The 26,851-nt window shown below is 58.6% G+C and carries 23 protein-coding genes; 9 read left to right on the forward strand and 14 right to left on the reverse strand.

Annotation, left to right across the window (positions count from 1 at the left end; translation table 11 throughout):
• Nucleotides 1-417: 417 nt before the first annotated feature.
• The 3 genes from QMK31_RS08985 to QMK31_RS08995 all read right to left on the reverse strand — a co-directional run bounded on the left by QMK31_RS08985 (nucleotide 418) and on the right by QMK31_RS08995 (nucleotide 3,996).
• Nucleotides 418-1,404, reverse strand: a complete 987-nt coding sequence (locus tag QMK31_RS08985; RefSeq protein WP_283500604.1) for a GDP-L-fucose synthase family protein — start codon at nucleotides 1,402-1,404, stop codon at nucleotides 418-420.
• The gene (gmd, locus tag QMK31_RS08990) at nucleotides 1,401-2,453 is read right to left on the reverse strand and encodes a GDP-mannose 4,6-dehydratase (RefSeq protein ID WP_283500605.1); all 1,053 of its coding nucleotides are present in this window, start codon (nucleotides 2,451-2,453) and stop codon (nucleotides 1,401-1,403) included. The genes QMK31_RS08985 and gmd overlap by 4 nt, the downstream gene beginning before the upstream one ends.
• Before the next feature lie 244 nt (nucleotides 2,454-2,697).
• Nucleotides 2,698-3,996 carry a glycosyltransferase family 4 protein gene (locus QMK31_RS08995; RefSeq protein ID WP_283500606.1) on the reverse strand — a complete coding sequence of 433 codons (1,299 nt, stop codon included), beginning with the start codon at nucleotides 3,994-3,996 and terminating at the stop codon, nucleotides 2,698-2,700.
• 816 nt (nucleotides 3,997-4,812) lie between these two features.
• Between QMK31_RS08995 and QMK31_RS09000 the strand changes: the two genes are divergently transcribed.
• From QMK31_RS09000 to QMK31_RS09015, 3 genes are all read left to right on the forward strand, one after another.
• The gene (locus tag QMK31_RS09000; RefSeq protein WP_283500607.1) at nucleotides 4,813-5,484 is read left to right on the forward strand and encodes an acyltransferase; all 672 of its coding nucleotides are present in this window, start codon (nucleotides 4,813-4,815) and stop codon (nucleotides 5,482-5,484) included.
• Nucleotides 5,485-6,421: 937 nt separating this feature from the next.
• Entirely contained in the window at nucleotides 6,422-7,633 is a 1,212-nt protein-coding gene (locus tag QMK31_RS09010; RefSeq protein WP_283500609.1) for a glycosyltransferase, read from the forward strand.
• A gap of 13 nt (nucleotides 7,634-7,646) precedes the next feature.
• A complete protein-coding gene (locus QMK31_RS09015) occupies nucleotides 7,647-8,486 on the forward strand; it encodes a glycosyltransferase family 2 protein (protein WP_283500610.1) in 840 nt (279 codons plus the stop codon).
• A gap of 29 nt (nucleotides 8,487-8,515) precedes the next feature.
• On the opposite strand, the gene QMK31_RS09020 is transcribed toward QMK31_RS09015, so the two are convergent.
• The 5 genes from QMK31_RS09020 to QMK31_RS09040 form a co-directional block, all read right to left on the reverse strand.
• Nucleotides 8,516-9,829: an MATE family efflux transporter gene (locus QMK31_RS09020; RefSeq protein ID WP_283500611.1), complete on the reverse strand. Its 1,314-nt coding sequence runs from the start codon at nucleotides 9,827-9,829 to the stop codon at nucleotides 8,516-8,518.
• 53 nt (nucleotides 9,830-9,882) lie between these two features.
• The gene (locus QMK31_RS09025) at nucleotides 9,883-10,968 is read right to left on the reverse strand and encodes a glycosyltransferase family 4 protein (protein ID WP_283500612.1); all 1,086 of its coding nucleotides are present in this window, start codon (nucleotides 10,966-10,968) and stop codon (nucleotides 9,883-9,885) included.
• A gap of 206 nt (nucleotides 10,969-11,174) precedes the next feature.
• Nucleotides 11,175-11,981, reverse strand: coding sequence for a glycosyltransferase (locus QMK31_RS09030; protein WP_283500613.1), 807 nt, complete (start codon nucleotides 11,979-11,981; stop codon nucleotides 11,175-11,177).
• Between the two features lie 91 nt (nucleotides 11,982-12,072).
• Complete coding sequence (locus tag QMK31_RS09035; protein ID WP_283500614.1) at nucleotides 12,073-13,362, reverse strand: hypothetical protein; 1,290 nt, start codon at nucleotides 13,360-13,362, stop codon at nucleotides 12,073-12,075.
• A 233-nt stretch (nucleotides 13,363-13,595) separates the two neighbouring features.
• The gene (locus QMK31_RS09040; RefSeq protein WP_349361553.1) at nucleotides 13,596-14,774 is read right to left on the reverse strand and encodes an acyltransferase family protein; all 1,179 of its coding nucleotides are present in this window, start codon (nucleotides 14,772-14,774) and stop codon (nucleotides 13,596-13,598) included.
• A gap of 678 nt (nucleotides 14,775-15,452) precedes the next feature.
• Between QMK31_RS09040 and QMK31_RS09045 the strand changes: the two genes are divergently transcribed.
• On the forward strand, nucleotides 15,453-16,061 hold the full coding sequence (locus QMK31_RS09045; RefSeq protein WP_283500615.1) for a flavodoxin family protein: 609 nt from the start codon (nucleotides 15,453-15,455) through the stop codon (nucleotides 16,059-16,061).
• Nucleotides 16,062-16,831: 770 nt separating this feature from the next.
• On the opposite strand, the gene QMK31_RS17350 is transcribed toward QMK31_RS09045, so the two are convergent.
• From QMK31_RS17350 to QMK31_RS09055, 3 genes are all read right to left on the reverse strand, one after another.
• On the reverse strand, nucleotides 16,832-17,032 hold the full coding sequence (locus tag QMK31_RS17350) for a DUF8462 domain-containing protein (RefSeq protein WP_502852821.1): 201 nt from the start codon (nucleotides 17,030-17,032) through the stop codon (nucleotides 16,832-16,834).
• A gap of 194 nt (nucleotides 17,033-17,226) precedes the next feature.
• Nucleotides 17,227-17,622 carry a type II toxin-antitoxin system VapC family toxin gene (locus tag QMK31_RS09050; RefSeq protein WP_283500616.1) on the reverse strand — a complete coding sequence of 132 codons (396 nt, stop codon included), beginning with the start codon at nucleotides 17,620-17,622 and terminating at the stop codon, nucleotides 17,227-17,229.
• Nucleotides 17,619-17,852 (reverse strand): type II toxin-antitoxin system Phd/YefM family antitoxin, encoded by a 234-nt coding sequence (locus QMK31_RS09055; protein ID WP_283500617.1) that lies wholly within the window; start codon nucleotides 17,850-17,852, stop codon nucleotides 17,619-17,621. The genes QMK31_RS09050 and QMK31_RS09055 overlap by 4 nt, the downstream gene beginning before the upstream one ends.
• A 266-nt stretch (nucleotides 17,853-18,118) precedes the next feature.
• On the opposite strand from QMK31_RS09055, the gene QMK31_RS09060 reads away from it, so the two are divergent.
• Complete coding sequence (locus QMK31_RS09060) at nucleotides 18,119-19,033, forward strand: tyrosine-type recombinase/integrase (protein WP_283500618.1); 915 nt, start codon at nucleotides 18,119-18,121, stop codon at nucleotides 19,031-19,033.
• A 9-nt stretch (nucleotides 19,034-19,042) separates the two neighbouring features.
• Here the strand turns inward: QMK31_RS09060 and QMK31_RS09065 are convergent, their stop codons facing one another.
• Nucleotides 19,043-19,732 carry a GntR family transcriptional regulator gene (locus tag QMK31_RS09065; RefSeq protein ID WP_283500619.1) on the reverse strand — a complete coding sequence of 230 codons (690 nt, stop codon included), beginning with the start codon at nucleotides 19,730-19,732 and terminating at the stop codon, nucleotides 19,043-19,045.
• Between the two features lie 131 nt (nucleotides 19,733-19,863).
• On the opposite strand from QMK31_RS09065, the gene QMK31_RS09070 reads away from it, so the two are divergent.
• The 4 genes from QMK31_RS09070 to QMK31_RS09085 all read left to right on the forward strand — a co-directional run bounded on the left by QMK31_RS09070 (nucleotide 19,864) and on the right by QMK31_RS09085 (nucleotide 25,255).
• The gene (locus QMK31_RS09070; protein ID WP_283500620.1) at nucleotides 19,864-21,597 is read left to right on the forward strand and encodes an L-lactate permease; all 1,734 of its coding nucleotides are present in this window, start codon (nucleotides 19,864-19,866) and stop codon (nucleotides 21,595-21,597) included.
• Complete coding sequence (locus tag QMK31_RS09075; RefSeq protein WP_283500621.1) at nucleotides 21,598-24,453, forward strand: FAD-binding and (Fe-S)-binding domain-containing protein; 2,856 nt, start codon at nucleotides 21,598-21,600, stop codon at nucleotides 24,451-24,453.
• An 83-nt stretch (nucleotides 24,454-24,536) separates the two neighbouring features.
• Entirely contained in the window at nucleotides 24,537-24,968 is a 432-nt protein-coding gene (locus QMK31_RS09080; RefSeq protein WP_283500622.1) for a BLUF domain-containing protein, read from the forward strand.
• An 86-nt stretch (nucleotides 24,969-25,054) separates the two neighbouring features.
• The gene (locus QMK31_RS09085; protein WP_283500623.1) at nucleotides 25,055-25,255 is read left to right on the forward strand and encodes a hypothetical protein; all 201 of its coding nucleotides are present in this window, start codon (nucleotides 25,055-25,057) and stop codon (nucleotides 25,253-25,255) included.
• Nucleotides 25,256-25,387: 132 nt separating this feature from the next.
• On the opposite strand, the gene QMK31_RS09090 is transcribed toward QMK31_RS09085, so the two are convergent.
• Nucleotides 25,388-26,413, reverse strand: coding sequence for an ATP-dependent 6-phosphofructokinase (locus QMK31_RS09090; RefSeq protein WP_283500624.1), 1,026 nt, complete (start codon nucleotides 26,411-26,413; stop codon nucleotides 25,388-25,390).
• Nucleotides 26,414-26,486: 73 nt separating this feature from the next.
• A complete protein-coding gene (locus tag QMK31_RS09095) occupies nucleotides 26,487-26,849 on the reverse strand; it encodes a cupin domain-containing protein (RefSeq protein ID WP_283500625.1) in 363 nt (120 codons plus the stop codon).
• Nucleotides 26,850-26,851 lie beyond the last annotated feature (2 nt).

Below are 26,851 nucleotides of genomic sequence, written 5' to 3' on the forward strand. Positions count from 1 at the left end.
TGAAGGTCGAGATCGCTGTCGCCTGACACTTGAAATTGAGATGTAACCCGAATCTTCATGGACTCACCCTTCTAGTCTTCACTGTAGCAAGTTTCGCGAAAGAGCCAGGAGATTTTCTCCCGAACATAGCTCTGAGTTAAATTTCCTGCCCTGATGAATGTCTTGTGTCTGTCTAGGCATACGCATCGCGCTGCCAATCTGTCGCCCGCGCCCGAGATCGTCCATCCAGCTTCTCGAAATTCTCCTATGAGGTGCTTTCGGTACCCTTCAGCAAGCGGTTTACGTGCGATCACTGTTCCCCTGCCGAGCCATTTGCGTTTTGTGCAGACTACTCCAAAGTCCAAGACCTCTTCTTGGACGCCTCGCCGCGAATTCCACCAATCGGGCGTCTGGGGCAAACCGGTTGCGAGCCAGCCGCTACTCCCGCAGCGACCCCGCGTTCGCGTGGTACCAGTCCACCGTCGACCGCAGCCCGGCATCGAGCTCGATACCGGCCCTCCACCCCGCACCGGCCAGCTTCGACACATCGAGCAGCTTCTGCGGCGTACCGTCGGGCTTCGTCGTGTCCCACAAAGTAGTCCCCGTGAACCCGACCACGTCAGCCACCACCGCAGCGATCTCAGCAATCGTCACGTCGCGGCCGGTGCCCACGTTCACCTGCTGGGGCCCGTCATAGTGCTCCAGCAGGTGCAGGCACGCCTCGGCCATGTCGTCCACGTGCAGAAACTCTCGCCGCGGCGTTCCACTCCCCCAGTTCGTCACCGACGCAGCGCCAGTCGACACCGCATCGTCATACCGACGAATCAACGCCGGCAGCACGTGCGAGCCTTGAACCGAGAAGTTGTCCCCCGGCCCATATAGGTTGGTCGGCATCGCCGAGATCCAGGCCAGGCCGTGCTGGCGTCGCACCGCCTGAATCTGCAGAATGCCCGCGATTTTGGCGATGGCGTACGCGTCGTTCGTGGGTTCCAGATGCCCGGTGAGCAGGGCATCCTCTGTGATGGGCTGCGCGGCCAGCTTGGGGTAGATGCACGAGGATCCCAGAAACAGCAGGCGCTCCACCCCGTGCTCGAGCGCGGCATCGAGCACGTTCACCTGAATGCGCAGGTTGTCGCTGAGAAATTCCACCGGGTAGGTGCTGTTGGCCAGAATGCCGCCCACCTTCGCCGCCGCCAACACCACATACCGCGGCTTGGTCTCGGCGAAAAACGCGAACACCGCGTCGCGATCCTTCAAATCAAGCTCAGCGGATGCCCGCCCCACCAGATCGGTAAACCCCTCGCCCTGCAGGCGCCGCCAGATAGCCGACCCCACCAGGCCGCGATGCCCAGCCACATAGAACCGCGCCGAACGATCCAACGGCCCCGGCGTGAACTTCACCCGGTCGCGGTCGTCGAAAGTCACGCGCCGACTCCCACGGGTTCGAGCGTGCCCCAGCTGGCGAGCTTCACCTGGTCGATCCATTTGCCGCCGGCATACTCGAGAGCGGCGATGTCGGCGTCGACCATGATGCGCGCCAGTTCGGCGGTGTCGACGGTGGCCTTCCAGCCCAGCTTGTCTTCCGCGTGCGAGGCGTCGCCCACCAGGGCATCCACCTCGGTGGGGCGCAGGTAGCGTTCGTCGAAGCGCACGTGCTTCTCCCACTCCAAGCCCGCGTGCTCGAACGCGGTAGCCACGAAGTCGCGCACCGAAAAGTTACCGCCCGTGGCCAGGACGAAGTCGTCGGGCTCATCCGCTTGCAGCATGCGCCACATGCCCTCGACATACTCGGCGGCGTAACCCCAGTCACGAATACTGTCCAGGTTGCCCAGGTACACGTGGTCTTGCGTGCCGGCCTTGATCGCGGCGACGGCGCGGGTGATCTTGCGCGTCACGAAGGTCTCACCGCGGCGGGGCGATTCGTGGTTGAACAGAATGCCGTTGACGGCGAACATGCCGTAGGCCTCACGGTAATTCTTGGTGATCCAGTAGCTGTACACCTTCGCGGCGCCATACGGCGAACGCGGGTAGAACGGGGTCTGCTCGTTCTGCGGCGGTGGGGTGGCGCCGAACATCTCCGACGACGACGCCTGGTAGAACCGGCACTGGATGCCGGCCATGCGCACCGCTTCGAGCAGGCGGATGGTCCCCATGCCGGTGGTGTCGGCGGTGTGCTCAGGCTCGTCGAACGAGACGCGCACGTGTGACTGCGCCGCCAGGTTGTACACCTCATCGGGCTGAATCTGCGCCAGCAGGGTGACCAGACGTGAGCCGTCGCTCAGGTCGCCGTAGTGCAGAAACAACGTCGCGGCCTCGTCGTGCGGATCCACATAGAGGTGATCGATGCGCAACGTGTTGAAAGTGGACGCCCGGCGGATCAGCCCGTGCACCTCGTAGCCCTTGCTGAGGAGTAGCTCAGCAAGGTATGACCCGTCCTGGCCCGTAATACCGGTGATAAAAGCGCGTTTGGTCATGGAGTTCCCCCTGCTGTGTGGCTGCGCTCGTGGCGACAGCCAGTCCACGAGGCTTCCAGCCTACAGAACGAATATTTCAAGCGGGTGCCCAGCCAACCCGCTGCGTGAACTGGAACTCCCCACTTCGGGGCGCTTGACACCGCATTCGCGTCAGATCGCGGTGGAAAATTGCTTTTCGGCCGGGCAGCCGCCTGAACCTTAGATGGACAAAAAACGCTCCAGTGCGGGAAGCTGTGCGAAGGAGCTACCTCGCAGCGTGAGTACGCGAACTCTCCGCGGCCAGACGCCGCAACCAACTCGCATACCGATCGATCGCCGCATCTTCTCCCAGTACCTCGTGCCGATATCGCAGACCGTTGGCACCAAGTTCAGCTGCGGAAACCGAGTCGCCAGCCAAACGCATGGCCGCATCGACAAGGGCCTGCGCATCCCCCGCCTCGACGACCAGCCCCGCCTGGGCCGCCTCGATCTCGCCTGCCGTGATTCCGGTCAGGTCGGTCGCTGCCAGCACCGGCCGGCCGGCGTTGAAGTACGACGTGAGCTTGCTGGGAACCGCCATCTCTGACACCCCAGGTTTCTCGTTCACCAACAAGATGTCTGCGGCACTGAGCGCTCCCTGAAATCCCGCGTCCTCGAGCGAGTCGATGAAGTCCAAACGCTCGACGCCGCTGGACAGGTCCCGCAGCTCGTCACGCTGGCTGCCGTTACCCAGAAGCACGAACCGCAGTGGCAGCTGGTGTTCGTCAGCGAGCCGAGCAGCGTTCACGACATTTTCAAGCCCCTGCTTCACACCCATGTTGCCTGCGTGTAGCACGACGGTCTCGTCAGCGGCCCAACCGTGCGCGATACGGATTGCCGGCAGGTGTGCCACGGGCGCCGCGTCGAGGTGAGTCCAGTTGCGCACGACCTCGACGCGATCCGCGTCGACCCCGAGCTTGTCACTCACGTAGTCCGCAAAGCGCGAGTGGATGACAACGACCCCCGCCGCCGCATTTAGCGTCTTCTTTTCAACCCACGTAATTATGCGAGCAACCAGACCGCCGCCCATGCCGGTCTCGGTGATACCCAGGCTGTAGATGTCCTGCAGCCACACGTTCACGGCAGGCTTGCGCCACCCCAAACGGATGCGCAGGGTCGCGATAGCGCTTGCAAACAACGCTGGCGAGACCATAACCACCACATCTGGCGTACCCCAGCGCGAGAACGCGAGCCGCAGCCCGAACGAGATCTCGGAGATCAAGCGCTTCACTCCGCTGGGCTGCGCTGGCACATAGTGGCGCAGCCGCCGTACCGCAACACCGTCGACGGTGTCGTGTTTTGTCCAGACGCCGAACCCCGGGTGGATCTTCCACTCCGGGTAGTGCGGGTGCGCCGAAAAGACGTCGATCTGCATTCCACGCGCCTGAAGGCCCCGCGCAAGGGCGCTAGTGTACGGAGCAATTCCTGTCTGCTCAGGGAAATAGTTGAGGCCGAGAACGAGCACGCGGAATGGACGCGAACCAGGCACCGCCGACCCAGACTTCCTAGGCTTGATGAGCGTCATTCGTGAGCCATATTCACAATAGAAATATTTTCAAGAACGTGACTGGCCACGGACGAAACAAAACTAGGTGTCAGCCCCACGAACGCCCCCAATGTGTGTCGCGATAGTTCGCGTCAGGCCGCGATGTGATCTGTCTCGATGAATAGCCCGCACTCGCTTATTCCACTCGCCATCCTACTGTCGAAAGAATTCAACCGCGAAAGCACAAAACGTAAGCGCCGTATACTCTGAAAGCAAGGTTTCAGACGCGTGGTGGGCGCGGCTTGTGGAACGAAAAATTACGGGGCCATCGGCCATGGAAAATCATCCGGCTGAGTATTCGTCTCCGATTCCAGTCATAAACCTCGCCGACACTCCAAAGAAGCACACCGCAAGGGACAGACCAAAGGTTGAGATTTATCTGCGGACAACTTGCGAACTTCTGTTCGTCACAGACGCTTGGCAAATAGGTTCCTCTCTTCGAGTGCGATTTCAACCATTTTTCGGCGATGAAAGTGACGATGATGTGATCCTTTGCCCACGAACGCGCGTGAAATCTTCGTGAAAACTGCACTTCAGCGACCGCTTTCGAATAGGCGATGGCGTCAGTTTTCAGAATGAAAACGATACTCGCTTGGACAGCGCCGTTGTTGTTTCGCAGGACAACTTTCTAGCCTCCCGCATTAAGGTACAACAGCGAAACGTTGCCTTGCTCGTTAGACCAATTCGCATTTCAAATGGTGGGTGGAAAAGTCCTAATGTAGACTACTCGGCGGCATTTCCATCGACAAGTCACCTCCTTTTTGAAGTGTACCTACGGCTTCAAGGCCTGATTAAATGACCATTGTTCCGAGCAAAGAGGTTCAAATGAATATTGCTAAACTGACTCGACTAGCCTTCAGCGAATTTCGTCCTTCGGTGTGGCGCACATTCAGGGCGCTGCCCTACCAAGGGCGATGTGTTGTCGGCCAACGGTTTCGGCTTGTTGGGGGCAACAACATCCGCGCGACGAGAAACGCTCGCATAAAATTGGGCGTCGGGTACTACGGTTTCGTTGACAGTCGTGTGGGAGGTCTGCTTCGGATCGGCGGACGCCTTGAGGTGAATGGCACTGTTTCCGTCGCCAGCGGAAATCGCTGGGATATTGGACAGAATTCGACCATGGCTGTCGGTGACGGCACTCATTTTTCACCGTTTGTCCTGATAATTACGTCAATAGGACTGACCGTTGGTAAAAATTGCGCAATCGGCTGGAACGTGCAGATTCTGGACGATGATTTTCACAGTCTCAGTGTAAATGGCACTCTTCCGGGGCCCACGAGCAAAGCCATCCAAATTGGCAATCGAGTCTGGATCGGGAGCCACGCGAAAATCTTCAAGGGTGTGCAGATAGCAAATGGCTGCGTTGTGGCGGGGAACGCGACGGTCACAAGAAGTTTTTCTGAGGAAAACTGTCTCATTGCGGGATCTCCTGCGACTGTAATCCGTCGCAATGTTGCGTGGCATTAGTTCATGTCGGTCGAAATATCCACTCACAGCTGACCGGTACACGGACAGGATGTTGAGCAACGACTTTCGATTGCACATCGTCGTCGGGTGGAGCGCTAAGTGGGTTGGTCGTCGCCCAAATTGGGACAAGCGTACAAGAATACCAGTTGAACCTAATCACTGCGAGCGATACACCACCTAGGTCAGCGCCGAACGACCCGGGGCTGACCGGTGCGCTACGGCAGAGAAATTTAAGTGCACTCGGCGGCCTTTAGCCGTCAATCCATTGACTAGAATTGAAACACGTGGCAGGTATCGGGGGAACCGTGAAAGACACAAATAATGCAAATCATTCTGTGCCCGTCTTGAGCCTAAAGTCGGCCCCAGGGCAACACGAGGCGTGGGACCGATCTCGACTCACGGTGTATTCGTGGGCAATTTTCGAACTGCTCTTTATCTCGAACCCGTGGCAGATCAGTTCACGACTCAGGGTCTTAGTGCTCCGAATGTTTGGTGCCGAAATAGGCCACGGTGTGATATTTCGGCCCAGAACGCGCGTAAAATTCCCGTGGAAGCTCCATATTGGTCAGGATTCCTGGATCGGTGAGGGTGTTTGGTTTCACAATCAGGACCATATCTACGTCGGACACGACGTCGCAATATCCCAGGAATCATTTCTGACAACTGGTAGCCACGCCTACCGGCAGGACATGGCTCTAATCACACGCCCAATCGTAATCGAGGACGGTGTTTGGGTAACCGCGAGGTGCATTATTCTCGGCGGTGCTCACATCATGCGATCTGCTGTCGTTGCTCCATACAGCGTGGTGAACGGCAAAATTCCATGTAACGTAATCGTTCACGGCCCGAATAGACTAGACCGCGAAATTCGCTTTTCGATAACCACGACCGATGCACCACCCGCGGAATAAGATACTTGGCGACAGATCAATTGCCTGTGCCTAATCCACCGGACGTATCCCTTACCGGCCCATTCCAAATAGTTCAAATTGTCGCCGCAATATCACCAACATACGGTGGACCGTCGATCAGCTCGGTGGCACTCCATCGTGCCCTGCTGAAAAGAGGAGTCAACGCAAGACTTCTCTCAACGTCGTATCAGGACGACTCTGGCAAGAGTCTGACGTCCCAAGACGCGCTCGAGCTAACAGGGCGCGGAACTAACATATGGCTCGGAACTCCCTCGCGGCCGTTAAAGATGAAGAACAGCCTCAAGCTCCTTTACCGCGTGTTGCGTGATACTCGCAACGCCAACCTTATTCACATCGAAGGTCACTATCTTCTACCAAATGTATATGGGTACCTATTTGCACGACTGTGGCGCGTACCATATGGTCTCCAACCACACGGGGCCCTAGAAAATCAAGATCATTGGTCCATGAGCAAAAAGGGCATCTTCAATCTTCTGATTGGCAACGCCATGATACGCCATGCTCGTTACGTAGCCTTTGCTTCAGCAAACGAGGCATCCAGCGCCTCAAGTTTTGTCCGCGCCGATCAGGCCGCTATTCGGATCCTGGGCGCGGAATTGTCCATTCCTTGCGCGCCAGTGGGTAGCGAAACCAACGATCAAATAGATCTCGCAGCTAGGGTTGCTGCGCTCCCCCGAAACAGTTGTTTCCTGTATTTGGGCAGGCTCGCATCCGTAAAACGTCCCGACCTACTATTAAGGGCTTGGTCGAAGTCGATCGCCGCCAACTATGGTCTGCTGATAGTTGCCGGTCCCGACGGCTCGTTTACGATTGACGATCTCAGGCAATTAGCTCAATCACTCGCCGTGGAAGATAGCGTCGTCTTCATTGGCCCCGTTGCCGGGCCCGAAAAGTCCTGGCTTTATCAGCATGCCGGTACCTTCGTAGTCTCCTCAGAACACGAAAGTTTTGGGCTTACTATTTGTGAGTCCATGCTCGCTGGCTGCCATGTCATCGCCAATCCGGAGGTAGCGGCCTCAGTCCTACTTCACGAAGCCAACGCCGGCGATGTGATTTCTCCCATGAACGAAGTGACGCTCGCCGCCTCCTTGAACTCCGCCTTCACCAATCAACTTCACGTCAGCCAATCGGGTGAGCGGGCACGTACGTACGCCCAGACGCATGTCACTTGGACGCCAATGGTGGAACTACTAACACATCATGCACATATACAGTGAAAGAAGACAATTAGTGAAGATTCAGGCGTCGATTATCATTCTGACAAAAAACGAAACGTTGCATATCAAACGGGCTGTTAACAGCGCCCACGATTTTGCTGAAGTCTTGGTAGTTGATTCCAGCAGCACGGACGACACCTGCAGACTTGCCGAGAATGCAGGAGCAAAGATCATCCAGTTCGATTGGAATGGGGCCTATCCAAAAAAGAAAGAATGGGCTTTAACTAAAGCAGCCTACGACTGGGTTATATATCTCGACGCGGATGAATACCTGACTGAGAGCCTCGTGGCAGAAATACGATCAACTATAAGCGCTGAAATTTCTACCGCCTTCGAAGTCCCTTTGAAGTACTTCTGGCTGGGTAAGGAACTTCGACACGGGCATCGGGTGAGCAAACGCATCGGGATCAGGACAAGCCAAAGTACTTGGCCGCGGCCTGATGATTTAGATGTAAAGAACATGTGGGAGGTCGAAGGACACTACCAGCCAGAAGTGCTTGGTAACGTAGCAAAATTGTCATCACCCCTTGGGCACGATGATCAAGATGGTCTCTACGACTATTTTTCTCGACACAATCGATACAGTGATTGGGAGGCTTCGATGTTAACGAAGAAAGATCAGGAGTCCCTTTCCAATAGATCATACCTAGGCAGGATCGCCGCAAACCTTCCAGCCAAATCCACTCTGTTCTTGATCTACTCCTATATATTAAGAGGTGGATTTCTTGACGGCCGATCCGGCTGGGAATACGCCCGGGCGCTGTCCTTCTATTATTGGCAAATTGAAGTTAAGCGTCGTGAACTCACCCTGGCAGCCTCAAGTCACTCCAATTTAGACGCCGCTACTAGTTGAGAAAAGTTTAGGCAGACGAATAGTGACGTCTAGGCATGAGAGGATATTCTGACCTGGCTATCCGCAGGACGGAGGACCCTCAACGCCCATAGAACGGTCAACCATCCAACCGTGAGGCTATGCGAAATCAGGCTGCCGTAGAGGGGTCCTGCTAGACCGATCTGCTGGGTCAAATAGATGCTGAGTGGAACATTTATCCCCGCCATGATCAACGCGGGAATCGCCTGTGACCATACTTTCCCAGCACCATTCAGCAGAAAACTAAACTGCATCATGGCAAAGTTGTATGTGTTCCAGACTGCGAAGGCAAGAAAGAGATCCCAAGATGGGGAAATTGAGGAACCTACCCAAATTGGGACTAGCGACGGGCCCAATAACACGGCCAGGCCAGCTGCAACAACAAACAGCGTCATAGTTATCGAAAAAGTATGCCAAAATTTCCGACGCACCCATTCTTTATCATCCTCAGCTAGCGCATGAGCTACCGATGCCCACATCTGCTGCAGACCACCAGCAAACAATTGAATAAGGGACGAAAATATGCGCGTCAGAACAGCAAAGACAGCGGCACCCGCTGAGCCCAGAACGTATGCAACAACGAGAATATCCGTTTGATAAGCAATCGCTCCGGCGATTCCCATAACGAGAAATGGCAAACCTCTTAGGACCATATTCAAAGCCCCCGAAAAACTTAGCAGACTCCACTTCGGTAGAACATACCTTTTATGCCGAATAAATAGGTAGATTGTCACAGCAAAATTGGTAATACCAGGCACACCCACGAATATGAGAACAAAGTAACTGAGCGACAGATCGAACGAGACACCTATCGCGACTAAAACGAGCACCATCACCCCGCTGACTAGATTTACTATGCCAGTCAATAGTCCAAATTGTAAGGACAGAGCTATCCGCGGTCCCACGTTGAATGGAAGCGTCACGCCAGTCGCAACCACGTACAATAACAGGGAAAGTCTGATCTCAGTTGCATTCACGCCTGGAGCGTCAAAGAGTAGTTCACTCGGCAAGTTTAGAACAATGGGACAACCTAAAACTACGACCAGTCCACCAATTACTGATAAGGCAGCATATGAATTTGTGACCGCAGTGCGCATATCGCGGACCGTCCTGCGCGCATACGACCGGGCAAGGTCACTCACGAGAGATCCGCCAATGCCGAAGTCAAGAAACCCAAATAGACCAGTTAGCCCCACAATGATTGCCACTACGCCGTAGGCGTTAGCGCCCAAGTGTCTAGTCGCAGCCCCAATCGCGGCGAGACCGAGCAGAATTGTTAGTACTTTTGCGCCAGCACCGGACACGAACGCCCGCCGAATTGCCATATCTCGAATATTTTCACTGGGACGCGGGCATCGAATAGACCGTCGAGATGCCATCATCCAAGGACCTGTTGATACGCATTCCTTGTGAGTTCGGCCGTCTTCTGCCAGCTGAATTCAGCCACCCGATTCAGCCCGAGTGCCTGGAGAACCTGAGTGCGTTCAGCGTGATCAACCACTGACAACATTTCCGCTGCTAGGGCACGCTCGTCGCCACGCGGAAAGACCCGTGCGGCGTCACCGGCAACCTCGAGCAACGCTGGGGCGTTCGAAATAACGATTGGACAACTGCACGCGAGCGCTTCAAGGATTGGAAGACCGAAACCCTCGTAGAACGAAGGGTAGACAAACACTGTTGCGCGTCGATATATCGTCGCAAGATCTGCATCCGTGGGGCTGCAGTGAAGAAAATTTTTCCCGAGATTCAAAGCACGAATTTGCTGCCGTTCCAAGTTATCCAGCGGATTGCCACCCACGAGAACTAATCCAACATCTAGGTCTTCACGAAGCAGAGCAAAGGCTTTGAGGAACACATCGAATCCTTTGTACGAAAATCGCGCGCCCACAAAGAGTACAAAGGTACGTGGGGTCTCCAACATCGAGGTAACAGTTGGAAGTTCCCCAAGAAAGGGATCTCCCACGGCGAGTGGCGTTACGAAGATTGGAGCGGATATTTTCGGGAAGTATGACAACAGATCATTCTTCGTGGTTTCTGAAACGCACAAAATTGCATCAGCCTCAGTGACCTGCTGGGCCTTGTACTTATGCGCATCGCCGAGTGCAAACTTGTCTGGCAAAATTTCCGGTGACATATCATGGACCGTCATGACTCTCTTATGGCCCTTAGCCAAATGGCGAGAATTGTAGTATGTGGAATGGACTAGGTCAGGTCTCAGGCGCGGACTCCGCGCGAGACCATTGGCAAATGACAATATTCGTGGTCGATTTAGAATGTTGATCGGGAACGGTCTCGAGCCGAGCGCATCGTGGGCGCCCGAAGTCTTCGAAAAGACCGGCAAGCCGGTAACTTCTACGTTGTAGCACGCGTTGGATCGAAACTCACGTACCAACCAAGCGAAGTAAGAACTAATTCCCCCACGAACTTGACTTACGAATATCTGATCGTCAAATTTGACGCGCATGAGTCCTCGAACTCCTCACTCTTGTTCATATTTGACCTCAACTAATAGCATGATCCGATTTTTGATTATTGAGTTGGCGTATATGGGGTGATCATACGAAAAACTCAATCACTGAACCCGTCGGGCCAGAGCCTTGAGTAACACTTATATTCTATTGCACAGAGCCATTCGGACATAAGCGCGGCGGGCAAATGCTACCTTTCGTCTCATACATTGGAAAACCTGTTTCGTGTATCCCGATACATCTTCGTTTGTCTCAATCGATGAGTTCCCGCCGTAAGCGCATGCCTGAAGGTCTCGCCGCCGGATGCGAGGAGGAGCCATCGGTCTCCGATAAGAGAACGGCGAGCCTTACGCGCTTCCCAAAAAAAACTCCATGGGGCCGATGAAGTTTTTGTTCCCGGATGAATTCGTAAAGCCCCAATTTGACACGTCATACGAGTACCGCGAAAGCTTTCCATACTCCATAACCTCAGGTACAATTCGTAGTCCATGCAATACTGGTATTCTTTTGAAAATCCTCCGGCACGATTGAGGTCACATCGACGAACAAAGAATGAACCGCTAAAAACCCCACAACCTTTCAGAGCCAGGGTCTTGAGAGATATTTCCGGCACATTCTTACGGTAGATGACCGAGCCTTCGGCATCAATTACGCTGAAATTGCCATATAGTGCGTTCATGCCGGCGTCTGAATCAGCTGCGCTTCGGATTGAGTTCAACGCCCCATCAAAATACACATCATCGGCGTTGAGCCATCCGACCCAGTCGTTGCTTGCGCGAAGAAGTGCTTTATTCAGCGCGTCTGCCTGCCCTTCGTCCGGCTCGCTTACGATTTTCACCCGGGAGTCATCAAGCTTCATAACGTCAGCTAGCCAACCATCAGTCGAATTCCCATCTTGGATAACTATCTCATCCGCCGGGCCAAGTTGCTGGAGGACACTTTCAACTGCCTGAATTCCGTACTGGCCTGGATTGTAGGACGGCATAAGAATAGAAATAGCCACGTTCACGAGTTTCTCCATAGGTTTGTTCATGCAAAACACCGGTGGACCCGTGGATTGCGGTTCTTTGAACTCCAGAAATTGATTTACTTCCTTGGTGCTAACGTATTGGTCTTCTCATCGCTGACGCCTCGATGAATCTGGCAGATTGAACCGGAAGAGACCTCTGTATCGAGTAGATGGACCATGCGATCGTTGCCGCAGTTAAAAAGCGAGCCGACCCACCGAACGGAGAGAACGCCATATTCCAGAGGAGCATCAACGTGAGGAACCCTGGCAGAACCCATTTATGCTCTAGAGACGCCACCACTACTGAGAATCCGCGAATTATCACCTGCGAGATGTATATCCATACTGCCAGTCCCAGAACGCCAGCACTTATCCATGCGCCCATGATCGTGGAGTGAACGGGCAGGTTGCCTTCCGCCCGCTCCTGCGTTGCAAGTTCGCTCAAGCCAATACTCGCGAGACTCATTCTTGCTTGGTCAGATATTTGTCTGGATATCTCCGCAGCGGGGCCGTAGCCCAACAATGGACTGTTCAGTGCAGCGGGAATGCTGTAGAAGATCTCGTTTCTACCCCCCAACAACATGACTAGGGCTGATCCTCCACCCTGCATGCGAGATCGAACTTCCGCTGATGCTCCGAGAATTCCAGCATTTGCAAGCCCTGTATACACCATCGACAGCAGGGTCCCGACGGAAACAGCGATGATTATCACAGTGATTAGGAAGCGTGTCCGGTCACTGCGCGATCGAAGTCTTTTCTGAAAAGCTAAGCGAGCAATGTCAACGCAGAGAACAATGACTACTATCAGGGCCATGGATCGAAAGTCACCAAGGATGTTGATCGCTGCCAGGACGGCGAGGACAACCCACCGCAAAAGGAAGTTCCGCAGCCGCGATGCAATCCAGACCGCTAGAAGTGTCACTGGGACTGCGTAGCCGAACTTCCAAGGGGATGCGCTAAAAAATATTCCTGGTTGGACAATACATGCAAGCAGATATCCAAGGGCAACGCCCATAAACAGGTTGCGGAAATCCGATTCTGAGGCGCACAGATTTAAGATGAATTGAATGCTTAGAAGTAAGAATAGTACAGCAGAAAAGTCGGTTACGAATGATGAAATGTCTGCTTGATTCCATAGGGAACTGAGCATCAGCCCGAAGCCCCATAAAATGATAAGCAATGTCGTGAGTCGAAGTTCTTTCGAACAGAACCTATTTCGTGTAAGCAAAACCGAAACGAACAGGACGATAACGACGATTTCCGCCAAATAGAGCTGTCCAAAGACAGGGATGTAGAAGGCTGAAAGAAGGCCGAGGATAAAGGGCCCTGTGCGACGTGTTTGGAATCGCTCCAGTTTCGCCCCCCTATTGGTTGTCTTCATGGTTCGAAGCTGATCGATTTGCATCAATCCTGCAATCCTGAAACTTTGATTTTTCCTGACCCCCTCCAGTATCTTAGGTCAAAAATTCCAGGTGAGCGCCCAACCGTTGAGATGACTTCTCCCGGACCCTAGACGTCACGTCTTCGGGTTACGCCGAATGTTTCACGTCGGTCCATCTGAAGTCCTTTGGCCACACTCGCTTCCAAACTGGGTCATGTCTGGACATGGGCCGACTAGTCGGCCGAGCGCAGCACGGCACTTATGCGCACCGCCAATTTGGCAGCCCGACCTCGAAGAAATGCTGTGAGAGGACGCTCAAGGAGTCGAAAAAACAAGAAACCTGACGCCAGCCCAACTACCATGCACGCAAGAAAGATCACGTCTGCCGGTACGTTATACGGAAGCCGCCTCAACAAAAAAGTTACGCAAGCTAAAGCCGGGACGTGAATTAGATAGACGGAATATGAAGCGTCACCCAGACTGGCACAGAGCCTTGAGAACCGCCCAGCCCGCTGCCAATCGAATGCAAGAACCGCGGCAAAGATGAAGAACGTCGGTACGCCCCAAAGAATGACTCGATCAAGGCTCATGGAGCCATCCATTATAGATTCCATCTTTGCCATAGGAATGTCCCCAGACACGGCCACCGGAATCAACGCCGCTATGCTCACGACCCCGGCACAAGCCCAAAACCATTTGTATTGGATTAGGAGCCCACGCTTCCAAATCACGTAAGCGAGGATTCCTAGCGTGAACTCTAAGAGGATTGGGTTTGTAAACCACCGGACCAAGAACGGTGCCCCTGTGAAGAGTTGACCTAAGGCAACCATGACGACCATCGCCACACCAAGCCATCCGATTTTCCGAGACAAGCCAGAAGAAACTGTTATGGCTACAAGTAGGTAAAACGAAACCTCAAATGATAGCGTCCAGCCGAGATATAAGACGGGAACGCTGTACTCGGCTGAATCTAGCCATGGGACGAACGAAATAGCGTTGAAGAGCGCGAGTCCTGTCGGCGGCATGTTCTGAAATATGGCGATTGGCAACATTATCAAACTTGCGATTATGTAGGGCGGGGCCACGCGGACCCACCGCATGCCAAGAAAGCCAGCAGCTGGCCCTACTCCCGACCTGTCAGCAACTGCGTAAGCCATGACGAATCCGCTGATTATGAAGAACAGGTCGACGCCGATGGCCCCGAATTCATCGAAGTTGAATACATCGCGCAGAGTGAACCAACCCGTAGACGTATCGGCTGCGATGCCGATGGCGTGGGTGGCTAGGACCAGAGTCGCTGCCACGCCTCGCATGCTTTGAATGCTGGAGATCCGTGGCCTGGGTATTCCGTTGTGTCTGGTAATCATAAGTCCCCCTGCCGCTGAGCGTAGCCGAACCCGCGCCAGTTTCATTCACGAATTACGACACGTGTCCGCTCTCTTTGTAGAGAAACCGCTCCGCGCTTTCCTATTTGGGTGTGCTCAGCCTCATTGAAGAACGAGTGACACTGCAGAGATATGGCATTCTGTTTCAACACATATTATTCGCCGTAGCGGTCCGTCAGTCGGGCTCGGTCATATTGGCTCTGAAGCTGGCACCATTGTGCCGACGGCATCCGCTGTGGTGTTTCGACGACGACCGGTCGCTCACCTGACTTACGACTCGGCGCCCGAGCGACTCACGAGGAGTCTCCTCGTAGACCGGTTGAGCGTCTCCTCGCCGCCCGGTTGAGCATCTCCTGACCGGGCGCTCCCGACCCGCAGGCATTCCCTCGGGCACGTCGTTCATGACGGCTATTCGGCGCATGTAGAGCAAGTTCTGCTAAACGTTTAACACCACGCAGTAGAGTGTCAAGATGTTGTCGTAGGTTTGCTAGGCAGTGTGACGGCCGTATTCGAGGCGGCGCTGGGAGGGTGAGCGCGGGCATCCGCTCGAGAAGGCGCCACGGCGCGAACCGGGCAATGTACTGGGACTCTCGGGACCGGCGGCCCAGGGCGCCACAGCGGGTGTAGAACTCTTTCGACCAGACTCTGCGCCGCGCTGCTGTGACCGGCCGTGACGCATTCCGCCCTGACGAAAGGAACCCTCCTGTGCCTGCTCTCACCGCTCTTGCCCTGGTGTGCACGCTGACCCCCTCCCCCGCACCGTCGAGCAGTGAGTTGCTGGCGCGACTCATTCTCGACGAGCTCGAGAAACACGGTGTCGAGACCTCCTCGGTGCGCGTGGTCGACCACGATGTGAAACGCGGCGTGCTCGCCGATATGGGCAACGGCGACGAATGGCCGGCCCTGCGGGAGCGCATTCTCGCGGCCGACATCATTGTGCTCAGCACTCCCATCTGGATGGGACACCCCTGCAGCGTGGCCCAGCAAGTGATGGAACGCCTCGACGCCGACCTCGCCGAAACGGATGCCCAGGGCCGCCCGATCATGTACGACAAGGTGGCCACGGTGGCCGTCGTCGGCAACGAAGACGGCGCCCACAAGGCCATCGCAGACATGATGCAGGCGATGAATGACATCGGCTTCAGCATCCCCGCGCAGGGCGGCACCTACTGGGTGGGCGAGGCCATGCAGACCGTCGACTTCCAAGACCTCGACGAGGTGCCGGAGGCTATCGCAACGGCCAATGCCCGCCTCGCCCGGAACGCCGCGCATTTGGCCCGGATGCTGAAGGCGGAGGGGTATCCGGCCGAGTAGGGCGCAGCGGTGCGTTGACCGTGACCTAGTCAACGAGCGGCATCGGGGTGCGTTTCGTCGACCGCCGACGTGACCGTGAAGGCGATGTGGACTGATGTCGCTCATGTCGTGAAGCCTGGAGATTCTGCGCGGAGCTTGACGTTGGAACTCGGCCTGACCGGGAACAATACTGCCGCCGGCTGGACCGTGACCTTGTCGAGTTCCGGGTTGAAGCCGGAATCGGCGTATGACCTGGTCGTCCGATCGACGCCATCCACGATCGCCTTCGGGTCGGCCAATATTCACATCAAAATCGTGACTCGATACCTGGAAGACGTACGCGGCATAGGAACCCACTCGCGTAGGGCTGTGCCTGCAACAGGTAGACAGGGACGCCAGGAAGTCCCAGGTCCGCTGCATCCGTTGTGGAGCACTAAATGCCACGATTGTGCGGCCGGGATTTGCGTCGACTGCGCTGTTCTGACTGTCATCAATCGTGGAAGTTGGTTGCATTCCTCGGCTTAGAGCGGGTCGGCTGTTGTCGTGTCGGTTGCCGCGACACCCTGATAAGACAACCTCGACAAATGCACCAAACTGACGGAATTCGGGCTGGATGCGGGCGTCACCTCGCCCACCTGGTTGGGGTATAAGACAGTGGTCGATTCGGTCATGTCGTTCGACCTGGGCGGGCACGGAAGGGCTGACAGGCAGCGATTGGCCCTGCGGACTCTGGCCGTAGCCCCGACGCCGACCGCGTCAGGCTGGGTGTTCGGCGGATGGTTTAACGACGACTACTGGGGCTGACGGAGGATGAATGCGGCCATGCCGGGCACTGTGCATGCAACGACACCGTGCTCCGGTGCATAGATCAGTCCCTTAGATATCAGGTTGGCACGATTTGGACCGAGACTTGCCGGCGAGCGGCGCATGCGCACGGCAATTTCGCCCGACGAGCTGCCGCTATCGCCATCGTCGGCCATAGAGCGCCTCATATCTAGTGAAATCTAGCTGACTCTACCTCAAAGCTAGAGTGACGTAGATATTACTAGATTTCTCGATTAGGGCACGTACGTTGCGTAGTACGTATCTCTCATTGGGTCGGCCGTCGGCGCGTCAGGAGCGGGTGGCATCCGCTTGTATTGGGGCGGCGGACTGCCGGGGGCGAGTAGATTTGGCTCCTGCCGGGTCAGTTCGCGGCAAATGTGTGCACGCCGCTCAGGGATTGGAACGTGGCATCCGCCGTTACCAGGGTGAGCGATTCCAACATGCTTTGCGCCGCCAGAATGCGGTCAAAAGGGTCACGGTGGTGCCAGTCCAGTTGACCGGCAGCGAGTGCGTGCCGCGATGTGATCGCTAATTCCACGGCCCCCAGGCGCTGCAGGTACTCGGCATAGGCGATCAGTATCGGCGAGGCATCCGGCAGCTTTCCGATTCGGTGCTTGGTCGCAATCTCCCACGCCGTCGCCGCTGACACGATGAGTTCGTTGGAGGGATCGCGAATTAGCGCGGTGGCCTCGGCGGACAACTGGGCCGGGTCACGGAGCGCCCAGAGCAGCGCATGCGTGTCGAGGAGGAGCCTCACGCCCCGCCCCACAAAGCCAGCTCGTCAGCGGAGAGGGGGTCAGAGAACGATGCAGGGATCGAGCCTCCAGGCACAAAACCCAATTCACGCATCGGGGCGGCCTGCAAGGCTGAGAGGCGTGCGATCGGGCTTCCCCCGCGCGCAATGATTATCTCTTCACCGCGCTCGACCCGCGCCAACAACTCGGAGAGCCGCGTTTTCGCATCCTGAACATTCACCTGCTCGCTCATGTTGACCAAGTTTAGTTGACCAACCCGGATCTGGGTAGGCAAGGGGGCGGAATACGCCCCGCCGATCTATTTGTCACCTGTGCTCGACAGCACTTACCTCGCCCGCCTTCTCCACAGCCAGGAGTATTGACGTTGTCCACACTTTTTCCGCTTGCTGCGGCAGCGCGTTGGGGCAGGTGCATAGCCTTCTAATACCGCACAGTGCGATGACCCCGTCGCGTCGTGCCGGCAGGAGCCACCCTTCTCTTGGCATCTGGAGGTCGACTATGTTGAGGCCCGGCCCGATCGAGCCCATGTTCAACGCCCAGATGACCGCCGAAGAGATGGCCGCCACGGCATTTCTCGCCAGGTACAAAGGCGCCACCCGGGTGCTGTACCTGGGCGATCTACGCATCTTCTTCGAATGGTGCGCGGTGAACGGAATCCGGCCCCTCGGGGCTGAGCGGGTGCATATCGAATTCTTCGCTCGCTACCTGGAGGAAGTGCGCGGCAATGGTGCCGCGGCCACCTTTCGCCGATTGTCGGTCATCAAGGGCTTCTACCGCATAGCGGAGGCCGACGGCCGCATCAGCCACTCGCCCATGACGTTCGTGCGCATGCCGAAGGTAGTCTGGGACGAAAATGCGGCAATGGGCCTTGACCGCTCACAGCTGAGGCAGCTTATTCAAACGGCTCGAACGAAGTCGACCACCGACGCCGCGCTCGTTATTCTCATGGGCATGCTGGGCCTTCGCGTGAGCGAGGCCTGCAGCGTACAGATTGAAGATTTTGCTGAGACAAAGAGCGGACATCGAGTGCTTCGAGTCATGGGCAAAGGCGGGAAGCCGGCCACGATCCCCCTCCCGCCGCCCGTATTACAGGCCCTTGAGAACTGCGCGGGAGACCGCACGGTCGGCCAGCTTCTCGTCACGAACATCGGCACGGCCATGGAGCGTGGATCGGCCTATAGGCGCATCAAATCTCTCGGCAAGCTGGCCGGTTTACCCGCCGGACTGCACCCGCATACGCTGCGACACAGTGCGATTACCGCTGCGCTCGACGGCGGGGCCACGTTGCGCGACGCGCAGATCTTTGCTCGGCATGCCGACCCTCGAATGACCGTGCGTTACGACCGCAACCGTGGAAACCTCGACCGGCACGCCGCACACGGTCTCGCCGCCTACCTCGACGACGAGGCATAAATGCCACTGTTAGGGCAGGAGCGGGGTGGCGATCGTCGCCTGGGGGCCGGCCTCACCGCCCAGGGCGGCGACCAGGCGCTCGCGGGCTCGGCCCAGGTGGTCGTCGAGCAACTGGGCGGCGGCCTCGCCGTCGCCGGCCTCGAGCAGTTCGAGAATGCGCTGGTGTTCGGCATGGATGAGGCCGGGGGCGAGCAAATTGAGGGATTGCACTCGGGTCATGCAGAGGCGCACCTCACTCATGAGCGAGCGATACATTTTGGTCACCCTCTCGTTGCCGATGGCCTCAATGAGGCCGAGGTGAAAGCGCATGTCGGGCTCAATGAGATCCATCGGTGAGCCCGCCGTGAGGTGGGCAATTTCTTGGTTGGCCGCCACGGCCTGCGCTGGCACCAGTTTTTGGGCAGCTAACCGGCGCAAAATTTCGCTCTCGAGGTAGGCGCGCGCCAGGTAGATGTCGCGCACTGCCTCGGGACCGAGCACCGCCACCCGGGCGGTTTTATGCGGCCCGCGCACCAGAAGCCCCTCGGCAACGAGACGCTCGATCGCAGCCTTGGCGGTGGGCCGCGCCACGTCGTAGCTGGCGGCAATGTCGGTTTCGGTGAGCGCCGCGTCTGGGGTGAGCTTGCCGGCGAACAGGCGTGTGCGCAGATCGGTGGTGATGGCGTCGACGATGGAGATCGCTGCAACGGGGATGGGCACGTGGGCTCACCTTTCAACGGGGGTGCCTATATCATCCCAGACCGTACAACCCGTAATGTTGACTTACTTGAACACTTGTTAGACAATCGACTAGTCGTTGCGCCTGTGACGCGTTCTCAGTGTGGAGACCAATGTTGTTACCCCGTTCAGACCTCTTTGTGCAGATCACCGACCCCATCTTTGGCAATCTGCTGTTGTCGGCCCTGTGCGCCGCCCTCCCCCTCGTGCTGTTGTTTGTGCTGCTCGGCGTGTTTCGCATGAAGGCGCATAAGGCCGCTCTCGCCAGCCTGCTGCTCTCGATCGTGCTGGCCATCGTGGGCTGGCAGATGCCGGTGGGCCAGGCTCTCAGCGCCGCCGCGGCCGGAGCCTTCTACGGCCTGTTCCCCATCCTCTGGATTTTGGTCAACGCGCTGTGGATCTACAAGCTCACCGTGGCCACGCCGTGGTTTGAGGTGCTGGGCCGCACCATTCGCTCCATCACCAATGACCTGCGCATTCTCTCTATTCTCATTGCGTTCTGCTTCGGCGCCCTGCTCGAATCGCTCGCCGGCTTTGGCGCCCCGGTGGCCATCTCGGCCGCCATGCTCATGGCCGCCGGCATGAAACCGCTGAAGTCGGCGCTCGTCTCCCTGCTCGCCAACACCGCCCCGGTGGCCTTCGGCGCTATGGCAGCACCGATCATTGCCCTCAACGGCGTCACCGGCCTACCCATTCACGACCTCGCCCAGATGGCCGGCCGCCAGACGCCGTTCATTGCCGTGCTCGTTCCGCTCATTCTGGTGTTCATGGTTGACGGCAAGCGCGGCCTCAAACAGACCTGGCCGGTAGCCCTCGTGGCCGGGCTGGTGTTTGGCCTGGCCCAGTTCGTCACCTCAAACTACCTTGCCGTTGAACTCACCGACGTTGTGGCCGCCGTCGTTACCGTTGCCGCGGTACTCACCATGCTGCGGTTCTGGCAGCCCAGAGAGATCATCGGTGTGACGGATGCTGCCAGCCACGATTCCGCCGTTGCTTCCGCCGGTCCGACCGGCCGTCGCACGGCATCCGTCTCAGCCTCGTCCGTCACCTCTACCGCCCCGGTGACCGGCTCGACTGCCGTTATGGAGAAAACCACCCGCCCCCCGGCCCGTCAGGTGTGGAAGGCCATCGCGCCGTACCTGATCATTATGGGCATCTTCTCGATCGCCCAGATTCCCGCCGTCAAGGCCTGGCTGGGCGCCGTGGGCAGCGTGACCTTCGCCTGGCCCGGGCTCGACGTGGTCACCGCCGCCGGAGACCCCGTTGCCGCCCAGAGCTTTAAGCTTGACCACATCAAGGCCACCGGTACCCTGCTGATGCTCTCGGGCATCGTCACCATGATCATGTATCGCATGTCGATTCGCCGCGGCCTCGCCATTTACTGGCAGACGCTCGTGCAGCTGCGCTGGACCATTGTCACCGTCACGAGCGTGCTCAGTCTCTCGTTCGTCATGAACCTTTCGGGTCAGACCAACAGCCTCGGCGTTGCACTCGCCACCACCGGCGTGTTCTTTGCCGTGCTCTCCCCCGTCATTGGCTGGCTCGGCGTGGCGCTTACCGGCAGCGACACCTCATCGAACTCACTGTTTGGCCAGCTGCAGGTCGCCGCCGCGACCCAGACCGGCCTTTCGCCGGTGCTGATGGCCGCCGCCAACTCCTCGGCCGGTGTTCTCGGCAAGATGCTCAGCGTGCAGAACCTGGCCGTGGCCGCCGCAGCCGTGGGCATGGCCGGCGAAGAAGGCACGCTGTTTCGCAAACTGATCGGCTGGAGCCTGGGCCTGCTGGTACTCATCACCGCTTTGATCGTGCTGCAGTCAACGCCCATTCTCGGCTGGATGGTTCCGTAAATGTCTGACACCCTGGCGCGGCGCGCGGCATCCGCTTCGCCGCAGTTGAACGTGCCGCTCGTGCGCGAGCTGCAGACGTCCGTGGCCGACCCGACCCGGGTATTGACCCGGGATATTGACCTGCACGCCAATGCGCACGATGCCTCGCACTTTCTGCTCATTCCGCAGGCGGTCGTGGTGGCCGGTGACGCGCACGAAGTGGGCCAGCTGCTGGCGGCGAGCGCCGCGCAGGGTGTTCCACTCACCTTTCGCTCGGGAGGTACCAGCCTCAGCGGCCAGGCCCTCACCGACGGCGTACTGGTAGACGTGCGCCGCAACTTTAAGAAGATCGAGGTGCTCGATGGCGGAGCCCGCGTGCGCGTGCAGCCCGGCGTCACCGTGCGTGCGCTCAACAACCGGCTGGCCCGCTACGGCCGCAAGTTTGGGCCCGACCCGGCCAGCGAAATAGCCTGCACCGTGGGCGGCGTCATCGCCAACAACTCCTCGGGCATGGCCTGCGGCACCACAGACAACACCTACCAAACCCTCGAATCGCTCACCGTGGTGTTGCCGAGCGGCACGGTGATCGACACCGGGGCAGCGGATGCCGACGAGCGGCTTCGCGCGCTCGAACCCGCACTGCACGCGGGGCTCGTGCGGCTGAGGCAGCGTGTGCGCGGCAACCCGGCATCCGTCGCCACGATTAAGCACCAGTTTTCGATGAAGAACACCATGGGTTACGGCGTGAACAGCCTGCTCGACCATGAGCGGCCGGTCGATATTCTCGCGCACCTCATAGTGGGCAGCGAGGGCACGCTGGGTTTTGTGGCCGACGCCGTGTTTCGCACCGTTCCGAAGCTCGCCCACGTAACGACCAGCCTCATGGTCTTTGACGACCTCGAAGCCGCCAACGCCGCCCTGCCCGCGCTCGTTTCTACCGGCGCGGCCACCCTCGAACTGATGGACGCCCTGTCGCTGAAGGTAGGGCAGGGCCTGCCAGATGCCCCGCCGATAATTGCTGATTTGGCCGTGCGCTCGCACGCGGCACTGCTGGTGGAATATCACGCCGACAGCGCCGAGCTACTGGCCGAGCTGCAGGGCACGGGCTCGCAGCTCGCTGCCGGGCTGGGGCTCTCGAGCCCGGCACGGTTCAGCACCGACGCGGCCGCGCGCACCCAGATGTGGCATCTGCGCAAGGGCCTTTACGCCGCCGTGGCCGGGGCGCGGCCGCGGGGAACCACCGCGCTGCTCGAAGACGTGGTGGTGCCGGTTCCCGCGCTGGGACGCACCTGCATCGAGCTGATCTCTTTGTTCGACAAGTATTCCTACCGCGACAGCGTGATCTTTGGACATGCCAAAGACGGCAACATTCACTTCATGCTCACCGACAGCTTTGCCGAGGCTGCCTCTCTGGACCGCTACCGCGATTTCACCGAAGACATGGTGTCGCTGGTGCTCGGCGAGGGCGGATCGCTGAAGGCCGAACACGGCACCGGCCGCGTGATGGCGCCCTACGTGCGCCGGCAGTACGGCGACGAACTCTACGACGTGATGCGGCAGATCAAACTGCTCTGCGACCCCGCCGGCCTGCTCAACCCCGGCGTGCTCATGAACGATGACGCCGAGGTGCACCTGCGCGACATCAAGAGCACCCCGGCCGTGGCCGAACAAGTGGACCGCTGCGTGTCGTGCGGCTACTGCGAACCGGTCTGCCCGAGCCGCGAGATCACGCTGACGCCCCGGCAACGCATCGTCACCCTGCGCGCCATTGAGCAAGCGCGCCTCGACGGCAACACTGCTTTGGCAGCTTCACTCACCAAGGACTACGACTACAACGCCGTGCAAACCTGCGCGGTCGACGGAATGTGCCAAACGGCCTGCCCGGTGAACATCGACACCGGCCTGCTCGTAAAGAGCCTGCGGGCAGCGGATGCGAATCCGGTGGCCGGCGCGGTCTGGAACGCTGCCGCCCAGAACTGGGGCACCGTCACCCGCGGCGCCGGCCTGGCCCTCACCGTCGTGAAAAAGGTGCCGACTCCGCTCGTGCTCGGGCCGAACAAGCTCGCCCGCGCGATGCTCGGGGCCGACACGGTGCCCCTCTACTCGGGCGAGCTGCCGGCCGGCGGGGTGTCGCGGGCGCGCGCTGTTCCGGTTTCTGCGGCATCCGTTGTGTACTTTCCAGCCTGCGTCAGCACCATGTTTGGGGCAGCGGATGCCGCCACCTCCGGCGTGCAACTGAGCTTCGAGGAGCTCTGCGACCGTGCGAACATCACCCTGCTCGTGCCGCCGGCCATCGACAGCCTGTGTTGCGGAACCCCGTGGGCGTCGAAGGGTATGGCGGCCGGACAGGCCAGCATGCGCGCCCGCACCCTGGCGGCGCTGCACGCTGCCACCAACGACGGCGAGCTCACGATTATCTGCGATGCCTCCTCGTGCACCGAGGGGCTGCGGCAGACCATTGAGAGCGACACGAGCAAGAACCGGCTGACCGTTATGGACGCGGTGGAGTTTGCTGCCCTGAACATTTTGCCCTCGCTGCCCGCCTACGCGAAGCTCGACTCGCTGGCCCTGCACCCGACCTGCTCGTCAACGCGCATGGGAATCAACGATGCGCTGCAGAGTGTGGCTGATGCCGTCGCCGACCGGGTGGATATTCCGGAGAACTGGGGATGCTGCGGCTTTGCCGGGGACCGGGGCATGCTGCACCCCGAGCTGACGGCGTCGGCAACTCGGGTGCAGGCCGCCGAGGTTGCTGCGATGGGCGCGACCGCGCACGCCTCGTGCAACCGCACCTGTGAGCTCGGCATGACCCGGGCCACCGAGGAGCCCTACCGGCACCTGCTCGAGTTGCTCGCCGACCAGACCCGCCCCGCGTAGGGCGCGACCCCCTCCCTTGGGGGCTGGACAGGTACTTTGGCAAGGAGAAAAGTAGACCTTAACAAACGTTCGGGGGGAACAACGTGCTGTCCATTGCCTATGTAAGTGCCGCGGCGACCGCGATGTCGGACGACGATATCGCCGCAATCCTGGTGCAGGCGCGAGCGAACAATGTTGCGCACCAGCTCACCGGTGCCCTCATCTATCACGATCGCAAATTCATTCAAATCCTCGAGGGGCCCGAGCAGGAGGTTCGCTCACGGTTGCGGGCCATCACCGCCGACCCGCGCCATCGCAGCATCCACATGGTCAGCGAAGAATCGATAACAGAACGTCAATTTCCGCAATGGACCATGGGCTTTCGCCCCCTCTCCGATCCTGCGGTGAAACACTTGGCAGGATACGACGACATCTTTGATGGGAGTACCGGCGAGGTGCATCTGGAACGGGGCACCGATCAGGCGCAGGCGCTTCTGGAATGGCTCGCACGGTACTGGTTCTCCCCCGTCGCGTAAATTACCTGGGCCGATGCGCCCTTCCCGAGATGGTCAGAGGGGTCTACTCTCACTAGATTCGACCTGAACGAACGAAGGAAACCAGAATGCCCTCCGCCAACACGAGCATGCCCGACAACGCCGACGACAACTCGTTCGAAGGCCCCGACGTGGAAACCCACACCGAATCCAAGGAGCCGAACGGTCTCGGCAAAGACGGCACCATCCCCAATCACCCCGGAGGGATAGCCGAAGGCCACACCGGCACCGCTTCGAGCTTCGAACCAGAGGAAGACGAACAGGCGTGACGGCCGGCTGGCCACGTCATCCGCTCAATCGCTGAGGCACCGACGACTGGGCACGCCCAGTTCGGTGTCGGGCATTGTTCGCCAGGGCGAATTTGAAGCCGGGTGCTTGGCTTCGCTCGACCAACGACATGCTCAACCGAACAGAACCGCGGCTTCGTCGTAGCGGCTCTGCGGAACCGTCTTCAGCCGGCCCAGGGCCTGCTCAAATCGCACCCGTGCTATCTCCGTGCCCTTGAGCGCAACCATGGTGCCCCACGCGCCGTCCACCACCGAGTCGATGGCCGCCATGCCGAGCCGGGTGGCCAGCACCCGGTCGAAGGCTGACGGCACGCCGCCGCGCTGGATATGGCCAAGAATAGTGGCCCGGGTTTCGATGCCGGTGCGGGCTTCCAGCGTCGGAGCCAGCTGGTCGGCGATTCCGCCGAGCCGCGGACGGCCGGACGTGTCCAGGCCGCGCTCGGAGTGGGCAGAGTCCAGATGCTCCGGAACAAAACCTTCTGCCACCACCACCAGCGGTGCGCGCCCCCGGGCATTGGCGTCTTGCACCCATTGGGTGATTTGCTCAATGCTGGTCTTCTGTTCGGGAATGAGGATGGCATGGGCACCGGCGGCCATGCCGGCGTGCAACGCGATCCAACCCACGTGACGCCCCATCACTTCGGCGATAATGCATCGGTGGTGCGATTCACCGGTCGTGCGCAGCCGGTCGATCGCCTCGGTGGCGATCTGCACCGCAGTGTCGAACCCAAAGGTGTAATCCGTGGCGTCAAGATCGTTGTCAACTGTTTTGGGCACGCCCACGATCTTCAGCCCGGCGTCGGTCAAACGTTTAGCTGCCGCCAGGGTTCCCTCACCGCCGATCGCGATGATCGCGTCGATGCCCAACCGGCGCATGTGCGCTCGAATGACCTCGGGGCTGCCGCCATTGTCGAAGGGGTTGGTGCGCGAGGTGCCGAGGATGGTGCCACCCTGCTTGGCGATACCCCGCACCAGGGCACGGGGGATGTCGATGATGTCACCCTCAACGACACCGCGCCAGCCGTCAAGGAAACCCACGAATTCATGACCGTGGCTGGCGATTCCTTTTAATACGGCACCGCGGATCACAGCGTTCAACCCGGGGCAGTCGCCACCACTGGTGAGAATTCCAATTTTCATGTTTCGGCTCATATCGTAGGGGACAAGTCAGGCCCGGGGTGAACCCCGGGCCTGAAGTGGCAAAGCTAACGGGTCAAGAATTGAAAATTACGAAGAACTTTCTGATCCGTTTCTGAATGTCCCACGTGCCTTGCCACCCAATGGGGAAGACGGCGGCAGTTCCGGCCTCCACCGTGATGGCTTCGCCGCCATCCTCAGTGACCACCATGCGGCCCTCAAGCACGTGGATCGCCTCACCGCGATCCAAGAACTCCCACCGCGAGAGGCCTGGCTCGGCTTCCCAGATTCCGCTCAAGATGCGCGAGTCGTCGCTGACGTACGGAACGGACATTCTCACCGCAATATCGTCGCCGAGAACCTCGGCGAAGGGCTGGCCCAGAAGAGACTCGTCGAGCTCCCCCGCAAAGAGTTCACTGGGCTTGAAGGTGATGCTCATAT

The organism is Cryobacterium sp. PH31-O1, assembly GCF_030063455.1.
Lineage (GTDB): Bacteria > Actinomycetota > Actinomycetes > Actinomycetales > Microbacteriaceae > Cryobacterium.

Bases quoted from the DNA above. Each gene is read 5' to 3' on its own strand.
- gmd (WP_283500605.1), bottom strand. From the start codon at position 2,453: ATGACCAAACGCGCTTTTATCACCGGTATTACGGGCCAGGACGGGTCA.
- QMK31_RS08995 (WP_283500606.1), bottom strand. From the start codon at position 3,996: ATGACGCTCATCAAGCCTAGGAAGTCTGGGTCGGCGGTGCCTGGTTCG.
- QMK31_RS09000 (WP_283500607.1), top strand. From the start codon at position 4,813: ATGACCATTGTTCCGAGCAAAGAGGTTCAAATGAATATTGCTAAACTG.
- QMK31_RS09020 (WP_283500611.1), bottom strand. From the start codon at position 9,829: ATGGCAATTCGGCGGGCGTTCGTGTCCGGTGCTGGCGCAAAAGTACTA.
- QMK31_RS09025 (WP_283500612.1), bottom strand. From the start codon at position 10,968: ATGCGCGTCAAATTTGACGATCAGATATTCGTAAGTCAAGTTCGTGGG.
- QMK31_RS09035 (WP_283500614.1), bottom strand. From the start codon at position 13,362: ATGAAGACAACCAATAGGGGGGCGAAACTGGAGCGATTCCAAACACGT.
- QMK31_RS09040 (WP_349361553.1), bottom strand. From the start codon at position 14,774: ATGAAACTGGCGCGGGTTCGGCTACGCTCAGCGGCAGGGGGACTTATG.
- QMK31_RS17350 (WP_502852821.1), bottom strand. From the start codon at position 17,032: ATGAGGCGCTCTATGGCCGACGATGGCGATAGCGGCAGCTCGTCGGGC.
- QMK31_RS09055 (WP_283500617.1), bottom strand. From the start codon at position 17,852: ATGAGCGAGCAGGTGAATGTTCAGGATGCGAAAACGCGGCTCTCCGAG.
- QMK31_RS09060 (WP_283500618.1), top strand. From the start codon at position 18,119: ATGTTGAGGCCCGGCCCGATCGAGCCCATGTTCAACGCCCAGATGACC.
- QMK31_RS09070 (WP_283500620.1), top strand. From the start codon at position 19,864: ATGTTGTTACCCCGTTCAGACCTCTTTGTGCAGATCACCGACCCCATC.
- QMK31_RS09075 (WP_283500621.1), top strand. From the start codon at position 21,598: ATGTCTGACACCCTGGCGCGGCGCGCGGCATCCGCTTCGCCGCAGTTG.
- QMK31_RS09085 (WP_283500623.1), top strand. From the start codon at position 25,055: ATGCCCTCCGCCAACACGAGCATGCCCGACAACGCCGACGACAACTCG.
- QMK31_RS09090 (WP_283500624.1), bottom strand. From the start codon at position 26,413: ATGAAAATTGGAATTCTCACCAGTGGTGGCGACTGCCCCGGGTTGAAC.
- QMK31_RS09095 (WP_283500625.1), bottom strand. From the start codon at position 26,849: ATGAGCATCACCTTCAAGCCCAGTGAACTCTTTGCGGGGGAGCTCGAC.